Here is a 14,237-nt window from a genome sequence, read left to right as displayed (position 1 = left end):
GGATATGCACATGGCACGATACATCCTGGTACTACTCATTGCCCTCGTCGCAGGTTTGCCGCACACGGCTCTTGCGCAGGACTTGGGCATCAAGGCCAAGACAGGGACCGTGCGGATCTCGAATCCCGCTGGCAAGTCGGACATGGCCACGCTCTCGCCTGGGAGCACGATATCCGTGTTCGGGAACAGCCGCATCGAACTCACCGAGGAGGGCCGCGAGCTGCATGTCACGGCCGAAGAAGAAACGGAGTTGAAGTACCTGGGCATTCAGGATGACGTTCTCCGCTTCGATGTCCCCAAGGGTAAGGTGGACTTCAGCATAAAGCCTGGCAACAAACTCGATGTCGTCACGCCCCACATGGTCGCTTCCGTGAGAGGCACCGCCTTCACCGTCGAGGTCAGCCAGAAGCTTTCCAGGCTTGGCGTCAGGTCCGGAAGCGTCGAGGTCAGCGACCGCAGCGGTGGGCGAACCACGGTTAACAAGGGAGAGGCTGTTCAGAGCACTCCCAAGGGCCTTTCCCAGAAGGAGGCCGTCAAGGCGGCGCCAGTAGCGACCAAAGCTAGCGTCACGAAGGAAAACAAGCGCGAGCGTTCGTTCAACTTCGGGGTTGGCAGAAACAGCGGCCTTAATGGGGGCCTGGGAGTCACGAAGGGTGCTGCTGGTGGTAAGGGCGGCGAAAAGGGCGACCGCGGTGGAAATCGCGGTGGTAACAACAGCGGCAACAGTGGCAACAACGGCAACAGCGGCAACAGCGGCAACAGTGGCAACAACGGCAACAACGGCAACAACGGCAACAACGGCAACAGTGGCAACAGTGGCAATGGCGGTGGGCAAGGCACGGGCCATGGCCAGGGGCAGGGTGGCGGTAAGGACCACAAGTAGCCAACCGCATCTCGCCATTGAGCCTACGTCTGCCTAACCTTGACGCCACGGTCCAGTCGGACCGTGGCCCGATCTCAGTATTGGAAGATCCGATTATGGATGCAAGTCGATGAAAATATAGCCTGTAAAGGGCTGGGCTGCCAGGGTTGCCCGATGGGTGCGGAGCCGGCAGGCCTTGAGTGTTTACAAGGAGGGTCGCCAGGGGCGCGCCCCTGGCAATGTAGGTCCGGGAGGGCGGAGCCCTCCCGGTTCGGCTTTATAGTATCTGGCTGAGGAAGAGCTTGGTGCGCTCGTGCTCGGGATTGACGAAGAAGTGCTCGGGAGTGCCGGTTTCTATGATCTCGCCATGGTCCATGAAGATGACCCGATCGGCCACTTCGCGGGCGAAGCCCATCTCGTGCGTGACCACGACCATGGTCATGCCCGAGCGGGCCAAAACCTTCATGACGTCCAGCACTTCGCCGATCATCTCCGGGTCGAGGGCCGAAGTAGGCTCGTCGAAGAGCATGATCTTGGGATTCATGGCCAGGGCGCGGGCGATGGCCACGCGCTGCTGCTGGCCGCCCGAGAGCTTGCGCGGATAGACCGAAGCCTTCTCCTTGATACCCACGCGATCGAGCAGTTCCATGGCCTTGGCCTCGGCCTGTTCGCGCGGAATGTTTTTTAGCTTCATGGGGGCCATGGTCAGGTTTTCGAGCACGGTCTTGTGCGGGAAGAGGTTGAAGCTCTGAAAGACCATGCCCAGTTCCTGGCGCACGAGGTTGATGTCGACTTCCGGCGAGCAGATGTTCTGGCCGTCCACGACGATCTGGCCCGCGTCGACTTCCTCCAGACGATTGATGGCCCGCAGCAGGGTGGACTTGCCCGATCCGCTGGGACCGATGATGACCACTTTCTCGCCCTTGCGCACGTCCAGGGATACGTTCCGCAAGGCTTGGAGCTGGCCGAAGAACTTGCGTACGTCGCGAATGCTGATGATCGGCTCGGCCTTAGTCATAGGAGAGCCTCCGTTCCATGTGGGCCACGCCGCGAGAAAGCAGCAGCGTGATGACCAGGTAGATGAGCGCGATCAGGGTATAGGTCTCGAAATAGTAGAACGTCTCGCTGGCGAACTCACGGCCCCGGCGCAGCATGTCCGTGACTGCCAGGATGGACACCAGGGAAGTGTCCTTCAGCAGCATGATGAATTCGTTGCCCACGGGAGGCAGGATGGTCCGCCAGGCCTGGGGCAGGATGACCAGAAACATGGTCTGCCGCTTGGAGAAACCCAGGGAACGCGCCGCTTCGGTCTGGCCTTTGTCGATGGACTGGATGCCGGCCCTGAATATCTCGCCCATGTACGCGCCGTAGCAGACGCTCATGGCCAGAACGGCGGCCACCATGTCCGGCACCTGCAGGTAGCGGCCCAGGGCGTAATAGACATAGAAGAGCTGCACCAGCAGCGGGATGCCGCGGACTACCTCCACGTAGGTGGAGGCCACGACATTGACGATCCTGTTGCCGGAAACGCGTCCCAGCCCGGTGAGCAGACCCAGGAGCAGGGCGAAGAAGATGGAGGCGGTGGTGACCTGAAATGTCACCAGGATGCCGTCCGGGAGGAACTTCAGGATGCGCCAGTACGGGTCGGGCCGGGAGTAGACGAGATACAGGATTGCGGCCAGCGCGCCGACGAAGGACAGTGTCCACGCGTTGAGCAAGCCGCTGTATCTCGGGTGCTTGATGGCCGAGCCCTCGGTGATCTCGAATTGCATTCTGTCTTCAGGCATGGCTGTAAAGTAGGGTTACCGGTGGAGGAAAACAAAGCCGGGACCTCGGAAACCCGGGGTCCCGGCTCGATGCATCATGCTCAGTCCAAATGCATTCCAAAATCCTACTTGGCGCTGAACCATTTCTTCACGATGGCGTCGTAGGTGCCGTCGGCCTTGATCTTGGCCAGGCCCTTATTGACCAGGGCGACGTTTTCCTCGCCCTTCTTGTTCTTGGGGAAAGCGAAGCCGTAGTATTCCTTCTCCTCGGAGGGCAGGATGAAGGCGATTTCCAGCTTGTCGGAGTACTCGGGCTGCAGCAGCGCGTAGTTGGCGGCCACGGGGTCGTCGCAGGACACGGCGTTGATGCGGCCGCTGTAGAGGTCCTCGATGGCCAGGCCCACTTCGTCGTAGGTCTTGGCGGTCACACCCTTGAGGGCCTTGGCGGCGAAGTAACCGGTGGTGCCGATCTGGGCGCCCACGGTCTTGCCGGTCAGGTCGGCGGCGGACTTGATGCCCGAGCCCTTCTGCACGATCACGGCCTGCTTGACCTCGAAGTAGGGTTCGGAGAAGAGCATCGTTTCTTTGCGCTCGTCGGTGATGGACACGGAGGAGCTGACCATGTCGTACTTGCCCGCGATCAGGCCGGCGAAGATGCCGTCCCAGGCCACGTTCTTAATGACGGGATTGAAGCCGGCGGCCTTGCCGATGGCCTGCAGCAGGTCGGGAGCGAAACCAACGACCTGCTTGTTGGAATCAAGCATCTCCATGGGCGGCCAAGTGGCGTCGCTGGCGATGACTATGTCCTGGGTGGTAGCAACTTCTTCGGCTTTCTTATCCATGTTGACAAAATAATATATGCCAGCGATGGCAACGATAGCCACGAGTAAGATCAGAATGGTCCGCTTGGACATAACGGTGCTCCTTTGACGATCTGTTTCCTTGTCTTGCGAGTCAACACTCTAGCCGAAGATAACGCCTGGCTCAGTTCAACAGCCCTTAGTTCCTGGAATGGCATCCCATAGCCTTACATTGGGCGACTTGACAAGTGCTTTGATTTGTTGGCGGCCTTCCTGGCGGTGCGACAGCCGCCATTGGAGTGGCAAGCCGCGTTGATATGCGGTATGGCGGAGCTGCCTTGCATGGTCGAACCCGTGAACCCCGTCTAACTGGGAGGAGCCGCCTTGGCTTTCTTTTCCGCAAGCGTGAGCCTCTCGCGCTACCGCATCATGGACGACGTGAACGATCAGCTCCTGCGCGAGGCGCCGGAGCGGCTGGTCAAGCACGCCTTCCAGGACATCGACCACACCGCCGACGAGCGCTCCTTCGGCTGGGTCTGCGCCGATGACTATTTGGACAGCAAGTGGAAGGCGTCTCCGCCGGAGAAAGGACATTTCCTGATCTTTTCCCTGCGCCTGGACACGCGTCGCGTGCAGCCCGCGGTGTTCAAAAAACATGTGGCCATAGCCGAGCGCTCCTACCTGGAGTCCATCGAGGACCCGGACAAGCGCTTCATGCCTAAAGACCGCAAGCGCGAGATACGCGACCAGGTCATGCTCAAGCTGCGCGCCAGGGCCCTGCCGGTGCCGGCGGTGTTCGAGGCTGCCTGGGACCTGCGCACGCATACGGTTTATTTGGCCTCAACCAACTCCAAGGTGCGCAGCCTGTTCGAGGATCTGTTCACGCTGACCTTCGAGTTGGCCCTTGAGCCGCTGACTCCCTTCTTCCTGGCCTCGCGCATGCTGGGCGAGGAAGCCTTGCCGCGGCTCGAATCCCTGGAACCCACCGACTTCCCCGGCTAGGAGGCCGTTCATGTCCGAAGGTCTCTATCTTTCCGAGCGCGAGAGCGCCATCCTGGGCCAGGAGTTCCTGACCTGGCTGTGGTTCAAGAGCGAGCACGAAGGCGGCCGCTTCAAGGCCGGCGACGAATGGTTCGAAGTCTACATGGAGCAGCGCGTGTCCGTGGAGGGCGGCAGCGGCGATGGCAAGGAGGTAGCCACCGTGGCCGGTCCGCATGCCGAGATGCGCGAGGCGCGCATGGGCCTGAGCACGGGCAAGAAGGTCAACCGCGCCCTGCTGCGCCTGGCTCAGGACGGCGAGGAGTGGACCATGCAGCTCAAGGCCGAGGACTTCGCCTACAACTCGGTGCGCACGCCCAAGGTGGACACGCGTCGCGAGCAGGGCGAGGATCCTGATGGCATGTGGCTGGAGAAGCTCTATCTGCTGGAGAAGTGCATCGGCTTCATGGATTTGCTTTACCGCCAGTTCCTGGAAGTCCGCCTGTCTTCGATCAAGTGGCCTCAGGAGCTGAAAGCCTTCCGCACCTGGTTGACCGCACGGTAACGTACTAATCAAGCTGACTAAGGCCGGTCATGCCTTGCGCCCGATCACCCGGAGCGCTTGCGCTTGGCCGGCCTTTTCTTCACGCGGCAGTCCGCCTCTCAACAACGCTCCAGATAGGATCGCACGGCAGCCGTGACCGGAGCCAGCTCCTGTTTGACCGGGGCAAGCGCCTGCCGTGCGGCTTCAATGTCGTCTACCCTGGTCGTCTTCTCCAGGGCCAGACAGGCCAGACGCAGTCGTTCGGCCTGCAGCATGCCCGCGGAATTGGCCAGGGAATGGCTGCCGAAGCGGAGCGTGTCCGTGTCGCCGGCCGCCAGGGCGGCGGAGGACAAGTTCAGGAAGCCCGTGGCCTGCTCCAGGAAAATGTTCAGGATGCGTTTGAAGACCGTGCCGTCATCGTTGCACAGCCAGCTTCTGGCAGCGGGCAGATCCACGGCCGGCGTGTCGTGCCGGTCCTGATCCACGAGCGTTTTCAGGGTCTGGAACACGTCGCTGCGGCGCAAGGGCTTGCCGATGAAGGCGTCGAAGCCCGCGGCCGACATGCGTACCCGCAGGCCGCGCTCGCACTGGGCAGTCACGGCCACCACCGGCAGGGCTGGATCAACCCTGGCGATAAAGCCGTCCCGTATGCTGCGCAGGACTTCCTCGCCGTTCAGCACGGGCATGCGCAAATCCAAGAAGGCCAGGTCGAAATCGATGGAGCTCAGGAGCTTCACCGCTTCCATGCCGTTGACCGCGGCCTCGGGCCTGTGGCCGAGGTCGATAAGCGTCTGTAGCAGGTAGGCCCTGTGCACGGGATTGTCCTCGGCCACCAGAATGCGCAGGCCGGGATCGCGGCTGGCCTGCGCGAGCGCTTGGCCGGAGAGCGGCGGTGCGTCGGTGTCCGATTCGGGCCGCATGTGTCGTGCCGGTAATGCCGCCATGAAGGCTCCCTCCCATGGTTTATCTTTCCGGGCCATGGCCCGGGGTGCGCAAAGCGCGGAGTATCGGGCCGAGCACTACCAGAATTTCGACATCATGGGAACAGGGAAGCATGGATTAATGGCTTTCTTTTTGAGAGAAACGGTGCCGGCAAGACGGGCACTAAGAACAATGCTTTGCAATAACGGCACGATGCGCATTCAGCCAGCACACTGGGGCGGTTTGACGTCAGCCATGGGGGCGTAGCCCGCCGTTCAGGTCAAGCGGCTGGGGCTAACTCCCTGAACAGCCTTTCATTCTGCTCACCTAGGTCACTCGTTGCGCAGCACCTGCCAGGGGCGCTGGCCGAGCATGCGGCGCATGCCCGCCAACCCGAAAAGGACGACGGCCAGCGTGCCTGCCGCGGCCGTGCCCGCGACCATGCCGGGCAGGAAGGTCCAGCGCACCGCCTCCATGAGCCGGGTAACGGACAGCCAGGCCGCCAAGCTGCCCAGAAGTGCGGCGGACAGGCTCGCGCCCAGGCCCAGGGCCAGGTGTTCCCAAAGCATGAGGACCAGCACGTCACGCCGCGTGGCGCCTAAGGTCTTTAGCACTACGGCCTCGTAGTAACGACGGCGCAGGCCCGCGCGCAATGCCTCGGCCAGCACGAGCAGACCGGCGGCCAGGGTCACGCTGGCCACGGCCAGCACGGCCCTGCCCATGGTCGAGAGCATGCGCGAGACCGTGGCCAGGGCGTCCTTGACGCGCACGGCGGTCACGTTGGGCAGGATCGAGGTCACGGCCTTGAACACCTCGTCCTCGGAGCCGGGCGCGGCATAGACCGTGGCCAGGTGCGTCTGGGGCGCGGATTCCAGGAAGCCCGGCGACATGACCAGCGAGAAGTTCATGGCCAGGCTGGTCCACTCCACTTCGCGCAAATTGGCGATCCTCACCTCGAAGCCGCGTCCCTGGACGTTCAGGGTCAACGTGCCGCCCACGCCCACGCCGAAGCCCTCGGCGATGTCAGCGGCCAGGGACACCAGCGGCTCGCCCGCGTAATCCTCCGGCCACCATTCGCCAGCCACCAGCCGGTTGTGCTCGGGCAGCTCGGCCGCATAGGTCACGCCCCGGTCGCCGCGCGCGGCCCAGGCCACGGACGGATCGACCTTGGCCTTGGACACGGGCACGCCGTCAATGGCCGTGATGCGCGCCCGCAGCATGGGCATGCGCTCCACGCGCTCGACGCCGGCAACCTGACCCACGGCGGACTCGAACTGCTCGACCTGATGCGGTTGGATGTCCACGAAGAAGAAGCTTGGCGCGCTTGCGGGCATCTCCATGTCCACCTGGCGGCGCAGGTTGCCCTGCACAAGCATGATGGCCACGAGCACCGTGAGCCCCAGGCCAAGGGAAGCCATAGCCGTGGGTGCGTTGCCCGAGCGGCGCAGGCTGCGCAGGGCCATGGCCAGTAGCGGATCGCGGGGCTTGAGCGCGCCGGCCAGGCGGGCCAGGCCGCGCCCCAGGAGCAGTTGCAGGCCGAAGGCCAGCGCGGCGGCCAGGGCGAACCAGGCCGCCGTGGATCGTTGCGGCGTCACGGCGATGGCGAACCCGGCCAGGGCCAGCCCGGCCAAGACCACGTACAACCGCGCCCGGCCCGTGAGCGGCTGGCGGCCCGGCCCACGGTAGGAGCGGAACAGTCCGGCCGGCCGCACGGCCCGCGCGCGCAGCAGCGGTGGCAAGGAAAACACCAGGGCCGTGAGCATGCCGAAGCCGGCCGCCGTGGCCAGGGGCCGCATGAAGAAGCCCACGCGGACTTCCACGGGCAGCCAACCCGCCAGCGTGCCGGCCGCGACCCAGGACAAGGTCAGGCCCAAGGCCAGGCCCAGCAGCGTGCCCACAAGCGCTATGGCCAGGATCTGCGCCAGGTAGACGCGCGTGACCAGCGCACCGTGCGCGCCCAGGCACTTGAGGATGGCGATGGAGCGCAGCTTGCCCGACAGGTAGCCGTCCACGGCCCCGGCCACGCCAAGGCCACCCACCAGCAGCGCCGTCAAGCCCACCAGGGTCAGGAACAGGCCCATGCGCTCCACCACGCGGCGCACGCCGGGCGCTGCGCGCGTGTAGTCCGACACGCTCCAGGGGGCGTCAGGGAAAGCCGCGCTCAGGTCTTTCACGAATCGCTGGGCATTGGCTTTGGACGGCAGCCGGATGTTGTAGTCGCTGCGTACCATGCTGCCGGGCAGGACTAGACCGGACTGCTCCAGGGCCTGCATGGAGATCATGAGCCGTGGCCCCAGGGCAAAGGCCGACACGACCCGGTCCGGCTCCTTGTCGATGGCCGCGCGCAACTCCAGTTCCATGTCGCCAACGACGATGCGCTGGCCAACGGAAAGTCCGAGCTGGGTCAGCAACTCCTGGTCGGCCACCGCGCCTGGCAGGCCGTCGCGCACGGCCAAGGCCTGCTCAAGATCGATGTCCGGGGTCAGGACCATGTCGCCGTAAAACGGATACGTCTCATCCACGGCCTTGAGTTCCACCAGGGTCCGGCTTCCGCCCGGCGAACCGGCCATGGCGCGCATGCGCGCCGAGCGGGAGACCTGACCGCGCTCCTGCACGTAGGCCAACACATCCGGCGGGATTTCGGCGAAAGTCGTGCGCAGTTGCGCATCGCCGCCGAGCAGCGCCCGCGCGTCCTGGGCCAGGGCGCGCTCGATGGCTTCGGACAGCGTGCCCACGCCCGCGATGACGCCGACGCCGAGCGCCAGGCAGGCCAGAAAAACCCCGAAACGCCTGAGCCCGCCGCGCAGCTCGCGGCGGGCGAGGGAAATTGTGAGAGGGGTCATGGAAGCCTCTAGCGGCCAAAGGGAAGGTAGACTCTGTATGCAGAGGTCTTCCTTGCCCGAGGGTGTTCTCGCAATGGGTGTTTTATCATTGGTCGGCCATAATCTCTTGATCAGGTTACCGTCTGCGGCGGATCAGGACAAGGCCGAAACCGCCATAAGAGTGGTCAGTTGGGCCGACTGTCGGATGCCGACATGTGTCTTTGCCTGCGGGCCAAGCGCCTTGATCGTGGGCTGGCATGGAATTCATGGGATTCATTGTTGTCATGATGGTCCAATACTGTACCATGGGCTCAATAGTGTAAGCGGGTGATTCTGTCCCTGGCCTGCCGTTCAAACTAATACTTTGATTGCAATGCTTCGGAACCTCGCTGACAAGGCTTACGGCGCCGGGACAGAGAGGGCGCTCGGCGTCACCCAGCCATCTTCCGCCGACTGGTTCAATCCTTAGTCGGATGCCGGCTAACCAGCGCGAAAAGATGTGACCCAGCGCCCCGCCCGACGGGAGGTTGCCATGGCAGACGCCCAGCTTCTCGATTTGCGTAAGTTCGCCGCGCCGGAGTTCGTCTTCGGCCGGGACGCTTCCGGTCTTGCCGGGCAATATGCCCTGAATCTTGGAGCCAGACGGGTCTTTCTCGTCACCGATCCCAATCTCATCGCCGCGGGATGGGCGGGCAAGGTTCAGGCCAGCCTGGAGGAGGCCGGCCTGTCGTGGGCCATGTACTCCGAGGTCACTCCCAACCCTCGGGAGAGCGAGGTGATGGAGGGCGCGCGCGTCTATCGGGAGGAGAGATGCGACGCCATCGTAGCAGTCGGCGGCGGCAGCCCCATGGACCTGGCCAAAGGGGTGGGCATCGTCAGCGCCAGCAAACGCCACATCCTGGAGTTCGAGGGCGTGGACCAGGTCGATGTTCCAGGTCCGCCTCTCGTCTGCGTGCCCACTACCGCTGGCAGCTCCGCCGACGTGTCCCAGTTCGCCATTATCACCGACACCGCCCGCCGCGTGAAGATCGCCATCGTCAGCAAAACCATGGTCCCGGACGCATCCCTTATCGATCCTGTCATGACCACGACGATGAGCCTGGAGACAACAACCAACTGCGGCCTCGACGCCCTGGCTCATGCCATTGAGGCGTACGTTTCCAACGCCAGCTCTCCTGTCACGGACCTCTTCGCCCTGAGCGCGCTGCGGCGTATATTCCCGACCCTGCCAGCAGTCATGCGGGACCCGCAGAATCTTAATCTGCGAGGCAGGATGATGCTGGGCAGCCTGGAGGCCGGGTTGGCCTTCTCCAACGCGATCCTGGGTGCGGTGCATGCCATGGCGCACAGCCTGGGCGGACTCCTCGACGTGCACCACGGAGAGAGCAATGCGATCCTGCTCAGTCATGTCATCGACTACAATTTCGAACATGCCGCGGAGCGGTATTGCGATATCAGCGAGGCAGTGGGCCTCGATCTGAAAGGGATGACCATGGCGCAAAGGAAGCAAACGCTTCTTTACGCCATCGAGGGGCTCAAGCGGGAAACGGGCGCAACCAGGACGCTCAGGGATTTCGGCGTAATGCGGACGGATATCCCAACTTTGGCCGAAAAGGCGATGCGCGACCCATGCATGATCACCAATCCCCGCCGGCCAACGCAAAAGGACATCGAAAGGTTGTATGAACAAGCGCTCTGACCGGGGCAGCGATCCTTTACGCGATAAGCTCATCGGCCTGGGCGAGCGGTCCGTCAGGAAGACCTACTACCCGGAGCTGCAGCGTCGCCTTTCGGATCTGGAACGCTTCCGCGTCCTTCTCGACGCGGTAAGCGACGCCATTCTCCTTGTCGATATCGCATCAAGTCGCATCATTGATCTGAATAAGGCCGCTTGCCGCCTAATTGGGCGATGCAAGCCGGAGGCGGTGCGGATCAGCCTGCGGGATGCTCTTCCTGGCGAGACGGCAGACGCTTGGGGGGAACACCTTTCCGCAGGCGGAGAGGCTGGTCTCCCGGCCGAGGAACGCTTTCAGATGTCCATGCGCGCATCCGACGGCCACATTGTTCCACTGGAGATCAATCTGAGCCTGCACTACTTCGAAAGCAAACGATATGCCGTGGCTGTGGTGCGCGACATCACGGATCGCAAAAAGGCCGAGGACGAGTTGAAGCAGGCCAAGGAAGCGGCCGAATCGGCCAGCAGGACCAAGAGCGAATTCCTGGCCAACATAAGCCACGAGATTCGCACGCCCATGAACGGGATCATCGGCATGGTCGAACTCGCCCTGCTCACCGCCAGCGATGTCCAAACGCGTGAGTATCTGGGGTTTATCAAGCAGTCTGGCCTTGCGCTGCTCAACATCATCAACGACATCCTGGATTTTTCCAAGATCGAAGCCGGTAGGTTGCAGCTCGATCTCCGCGAGTTCGATCCGCGTCATATGGTCGAGACGACGCTCAGGCCACTTTCCTATATGGCCAAGAAAAAGGACCTTCCTCTGCGCTGGAGTATTGATCCGGACGTCCCGGAGCGGCTCGCGGGCGACCAGGGCCGGATACGCCAGGTGCTGACAAACGTGGTGGGCAACGCCATCAAGTTCACCGAGCGCGGCAGCGTCGTCGTGCGGGTCGATCGGACCGAGCCGGAGGGACTGGCGGGCGGAGAGAGCGTGCAGCTTCTGTTCAGTGTCCGGGACACGGGCATAGGCATCCCGGCCGACAAGCAGGAGAAGATATTTGAGAGCTTCTCCCAAGTCGGCACTTCGGCGCACATGAAGTACGGTGGCGCGGGTCTCGGCTTGTCTATCTCGAGGCAACTCGTGGAGATGATGGGCGGGAGAATCTGGGTGGAGAGCGATCCTGGCAAAGGAAGCACATTCCATTTCACCGTCAGGCTGTCCAGGGCGGCGGGCCCGGCGGTGGGGAAACGGGTCCAGGCGTTGGAGAAGGCTCCCGAGGCGAGCGAGCCCCTCTCAATCCTGCTGGTCGAGGATAACTTGATCAACCAGCTCCTGGCTCAGAGCCTGCTTGAGCAGCGGGGCCATGAGGTCGTGGTGGCGTCGAACGGCAGGGAAGCGTTGGAGAAACTGGAAGGGCGGCACTTCGACTGTATCTTCATGGACGTGCGCATGCCGGAAATGTCGGGGGAGGAGGCGACCGGCATCATCAGGAGCGGCGCTGTCAAAGGCGTCGATCCCCGCATCCCCATCATAGCCCTGACTGCCTATGCCCTGGAGGGGGACAAGGAGCGGTTGCTCGCCGCGGGCATGGACGACTACATCTCCAAGCCCATCGACATGCAGGAGTTGGCCAGGGTTCTGTCGTGGGTGGCGCAGAAGGTCAAGAAATCAGCTGAATAGGAACAACAACGGCTCCCCTGGCGGATGCCAGGGCATGTTCCGCCCGCATCTTCCCCATTATTCCAGAGCACTGACAATGCCGCCATGCATGCGCAGGCGTCTGTCGCAACGGTCGGCCAGCCGGCTGTCGTGCGTCACCAGCAGCAGTGTCGTCCCGTGTTCCTTCTGAAGCCGGAACAGCAGGTCCATGACCGTCGCGCCCGTGGCCTCGTCCAGGTTGCCCGTGGGCTCATCGGCCAGCAACAGCCCCGGGTGGGCGGCAAAGGCCCGCGCCAGCGCCACGCGCTGCTGCTCGCCGCCGGACAGCTCGGCCGGGAAGTGCTCCTGGCGGCCGGCGAGTCCCACGGACTCCAGGGCTTCGGCGGCCATCATGCGCGCCTTTCGGTCGCCCAGCAGCTCCAGGGGCAGGGCCACGTTTTCCAGGGCGGTCATGGCCGGCAGCAGATGGAAGGACTGGAACACGATGCCCACATGGTGCAGCCTGAAGCGGGCCAGCTCGTCTTCGCCCATGGCCGAAAGATCGCGGCCTGCCACGCGCACGCCCCCGGAGGTGGCCCGTTCCAGGCCGGAGACGACCATGAGCAGGGAGGTCTTGCCTGAGCCCGAGGGGCCCATGACGCTGACAGCTTCGCCGGACCCGAGCGCAAGACTCACGCCGCGCAGGATGTTGACCGGCCCTGCGCCGCCGGATAGGGTCAGCGATACATCGGAAAGCTCAACCGTGGAGGACATTTCTGGCATGTGCGGGTTCCTGCGAGGCTATAGAGTGTGGGTGGTTGCAGTGCTGCCCATACTAGCAACTTGTCTTGTTTTGGCAACGGAGACAGCCATGGCTGAGAATGAGAAGCCTGTGCTCCTGGCCTTGGGCGACAGCCTGACGGCCGGCTACGGCCTGGATATGGGGAAGGCCTGGCCCGAACAAGTCCAGGAGATGCTACAAAAGGATGGGTACGACATACGCGTGGTCAACGCCGGTGTGTCCGGCGACACCTCGGCCGGGGGGCTTGCGCGCCTGGACTGGGCGATGCAGGACAAGCCCGCTTTCGCCGTGGTGGCCCTTGGGGCCAACGACATGCTGCGCGGGCTGGCGCCGGAAACCATGCAGCGCAACCTGGAGGCCATTCTGACCAGGCTGGAGCAGCAGGGCGTCTGCGCTTTGCTGGCCGGCATGCATGCCGCACCCAACCTCGGCCGCGACTACGTGCAGCGCTTCAACGCGGTTTTTCCCCGCCTGGCCGAGAAGCACGGAGCTTATTTCTATCCTTTCCTGCTGCAGGACGTGGCCGCGGAAAGCGACTTGAACCTGGGCGACGGCATCCACCCCAACGAGGCCGGGGCCCGAATCATCGCCGAGCGCTTGTATCCGCTCATCGAAAAGATGATCAAGCAGGGGTGTCCGGCGAGGTAGCGTCCAGCTATCTTTTGGAGAAAGCCGCATCTGGAGACCGGCGTCTGACTTGTCGGAGGCTCCATCGAACTATTCCACGACTGCAACGGATTGCCGCCGCATAGCATGGGCAATCCGCTGCGATGAGCGTGCAAGATCATCTGGCGGCAGCTATTGCGACGAATCTGGAATCCCGCATGGCCAGGGCCGGACCTTTCTCCCGGATTACTGCTTCAAATGGAAGCGCTTCCTGAAGCCCATGACCAGCAGAAAGAGCGCTGTCAGATAGATGGTGTTCAGGAAGCCCAGGGTGGTGGACATGCTCGAAACGGGCTGGCCGGTGTTGGACAGCATGATGAGCGTGAAGGTGGCGGCGAAGAGCGCCAGGGTCAGCACCGCGACCCAGACCAGGGCGCCGGAGACCCAAGCGACCGTTGCGGGCCGGTTTTCCGGCGCGAGCCAGTGGGCGTGGCTGGGAATTATCTTGAGATAGCGGTCGGGCAGCTTGTGCGCGTAGTAGCGGGCCACGATGCCGTAGACCGAAAAAAACACGATTATTCCCAGGTAGAAAGCGGCGAAGGCCGCCTTGTGCAGGGTCAGCTCGGGCTGGCCGTAGGCGTCGTAGCGAGTGGCCACGCGCGAGGGCAGATCGCCGAAGAAATAGAAGAACTGGCCCAGGGCGGCGAGGATGAGCACGAACAGCAGAGCGAGAGCGATTCCACGGGTTTTCATGGCCGGTGAATACAGGCGTGGGGCAGAGCAGTCAATCGGCTTGCCAGGGCCGCGCAGCTCCTGCAT

13 protein-coding genes are annotated in these 14,237 nt (G+C 63.2%); 6 read left to right on the top strand and 7 right to left on the bottom strand.

Going from position 1 to position 14,237, the window contains the following annotated elements; all coding sequences use genetic code 11:
* The first annotated feature begins 10 nt into the window (after nucleotides 1-10).
* Nucleotides 11-883: a FecR domain-containing protein gene (locus H585_RS22170; RefSeq protein WP_161628426.1), complete on the top strand. Its 873-nt coding sequence runs from the start codon at nucleotides 11-13 to the stop codon at nucleotides 881-883.
* A 256-nt stretch (nucleotides 884-1,139) separates the two neighbouring features.
* Here the strand turns inward: H585_RS22170 and H585_RS0112165 are convergent, their stop codons facing one another.
* The 3 genes from H585_RS0112165 to H585_RS0112155 form a co-directional block, all read right to left on the bottom strand.
* Complete coding sequence (locus tag H585_RS0112165) at nucleotides 1,140-1,880, bottom strand: amino acid ABC transporter ATP-binding protein (RefSeq protein ID WP_027368021.1); 741 nt, start codon at nucleotides 1,878-1,880, stop codon at nucleotides 1,140-1,142.
* Entirely contained in the window at nucleotides 1,873-2,634 is a 762-nt protein-coding gene (locus H585_RS0112160) for an amino acid ABC transporter permease (protein WP_420834586.1), read from the bottom strand. The genes H585_RS0112165 and H585_RS0112160 overlap by 8 nt, the downstream gene beginning before the upstream one ends.
* Before the next feature lie 119 nt (nucleotides 2,635-2,753).
* Complete coding sequence (locus H585_RS0112155; RefSeq protein WP_027368019.1) at nucleotides 2,754-3,542, bottom strand: basic amino acid ABC transporter substrate-binding protein; 789 nt, start codon at nucleotides 3,540-3,542, stop codon at nucleotides 2,754-2,756.
* A 270-nt stretch (nucleotides 3,543-3,812) separates the two neighbouring features.
* On the opposite strand from H585_RS0112155, the gene rdgC reads away from it, so the two are divergent.
* A complete protein-coding gene (rdgC, locus tag H585_RS0112150) occupies nucleotides 3,813-4,430 on the top strand; it encodes a recombination-associated protein RdgC (protein ID WP_014259829.1) in 618 nt (205 codons plus the stop codon).
* Nucleotides 4,431-4,440: 10 nt separating this feature from the next.
* Complete coding sequence (locus H585_RS0112145; RefSeq protein ID WP_014259830.1) at nucleotides 4,441-4,971, top strand: hypothetical protein; 531 nt, start codon at nucleotides 4,441-4,443, stop codon at nucleotides 4,969-4,971.
* A 98-nt stretch (nucleotides 4,972-5,069) separates the two neighbouring features.
* Here the strand turns inward: H585_RS0112145 and H585_RS0112140 are convergent, their stop codons facing one another.
* Nucleotides 5,070-5,894 (bottom strand): response regulator, encoded by an 825-nt coding sequence (locus tag H585_RS0112140; protein ID WP_014259831.1) that lies wholly within the window; start codon nucleotides 5,892-5,894, stop codon nucleotides 5,070-5,072.
* Between the two features lie 309 nt (nucleotides 5,895-6,203).
* Nucleotides 6,204-8,714: an ABC transporter permease gene (locus H585_RS0112135; protein ID WP_027368018.1), complete on the bottom strand. Its 2,511-nt coding sequence runs from the start codon at nucleotides 8,712-8,714 to the stop codon at nucleotides 6,204-6,206.
* Between the two features lie 511 nt (nucleotides 8,715-9,225).
* On the opposite strand from H585_RS0112135, the gene ercA reads away from it, so the two are divergent.
* A complete protein-coding gene (gene ercA / locus H585_RS0112130; RefSeq protein WP_027368017.1) occupies nucleotides 9,226-10,392 on the top strand; it encodes an alcohol dehydrogenase-like regulatory protein ErcA in 1,167 nt (388 codons plus the stop codon).
* Nucleotides 10,376-12,052 (top strand): PAS domain-containing hybrid sensor histidine kinase/response regulator, encoded by a 1,677-nt coding sequence (locus H585_RS0112125; protein WP_027368016.1) that lies wholly within the window; start codon nucleotides 10,376-10,378, stop codon nucleotides 12,050-12,052. Before ercA ends, H585_RS0112125 begins: the two co-directional genes overlap by 17 nt.
* 57 nt (nucleotides 12,053-12,109) lie before the next feature.
* Here the strand turns inward: H585_RS0112125 and H585_RS0112120 are convergent, their stop codons facing one another.
* On the bottom strand, nucleotides 12,110-12,793 hold the full coding sequence (locus H585_RS0112120) for an ABC transporter ATP-binding protein (RefSeq protein ID WP_027368015.1): 684 nt from the start codon (nucleotides 12,791-12,793) through the stop codon (nucleotides 12,110-12,112).
* Between the two features lie 88 nt (nucleotides 12,794-12,881).
* Between H585_RS0112120 and H585_RS0112115 the strand changes: the two genes are divergently transcribed.
* On the top strand, nucleotides 12,882-13,460 hold the full coding sequence (locus H585_RS0112115) for an arylesterase (protein WP_027368014.1): 579 nt from the start codon (nucleotides 12,882-12,884) through the stop codon (nucleotides 13,458-13,460).
* Nucleotides 13,461-13,664: 204 nt separating this feature from the next.
* On the opposite strand, the gene H585_RS0112110 is transcribed toward H585_RS0112115, so the two are convergent.
* The gene (locus H585_RS0112110; RefSeq protein WP_027368013.1) at nucleotides 13,665-14,171 is read right to left on the bottom strand and encodes a hypothetical protein; all 507 of its coding nucleotides are present in this window, start codon (nucleotides 14,169-14,171) and stop codon (nucleotides 13,665-13,667) included.
* Between the last annotated feature and the right edge of the window lie 66 nt (nucleotides 14,172-14,237).

Source organism: Desulfocurvibacter africanus subsp. africanus DSM 2603 (genome assembly GCF_000422545.1).
GTDB classification, from domain to species: domain Bacteria; phylum Desulfobacterota; class Desulfovibrionia; order Desulfovibrionales; family Desulfovibrionaceae; genus Desulfocurvibacter; species Desulfocurvibacter africanus.
Note: the sequence above shows the minus strand (reverse complement) of the source record. Positions and strands in the feature narration are given on the sequence as shown.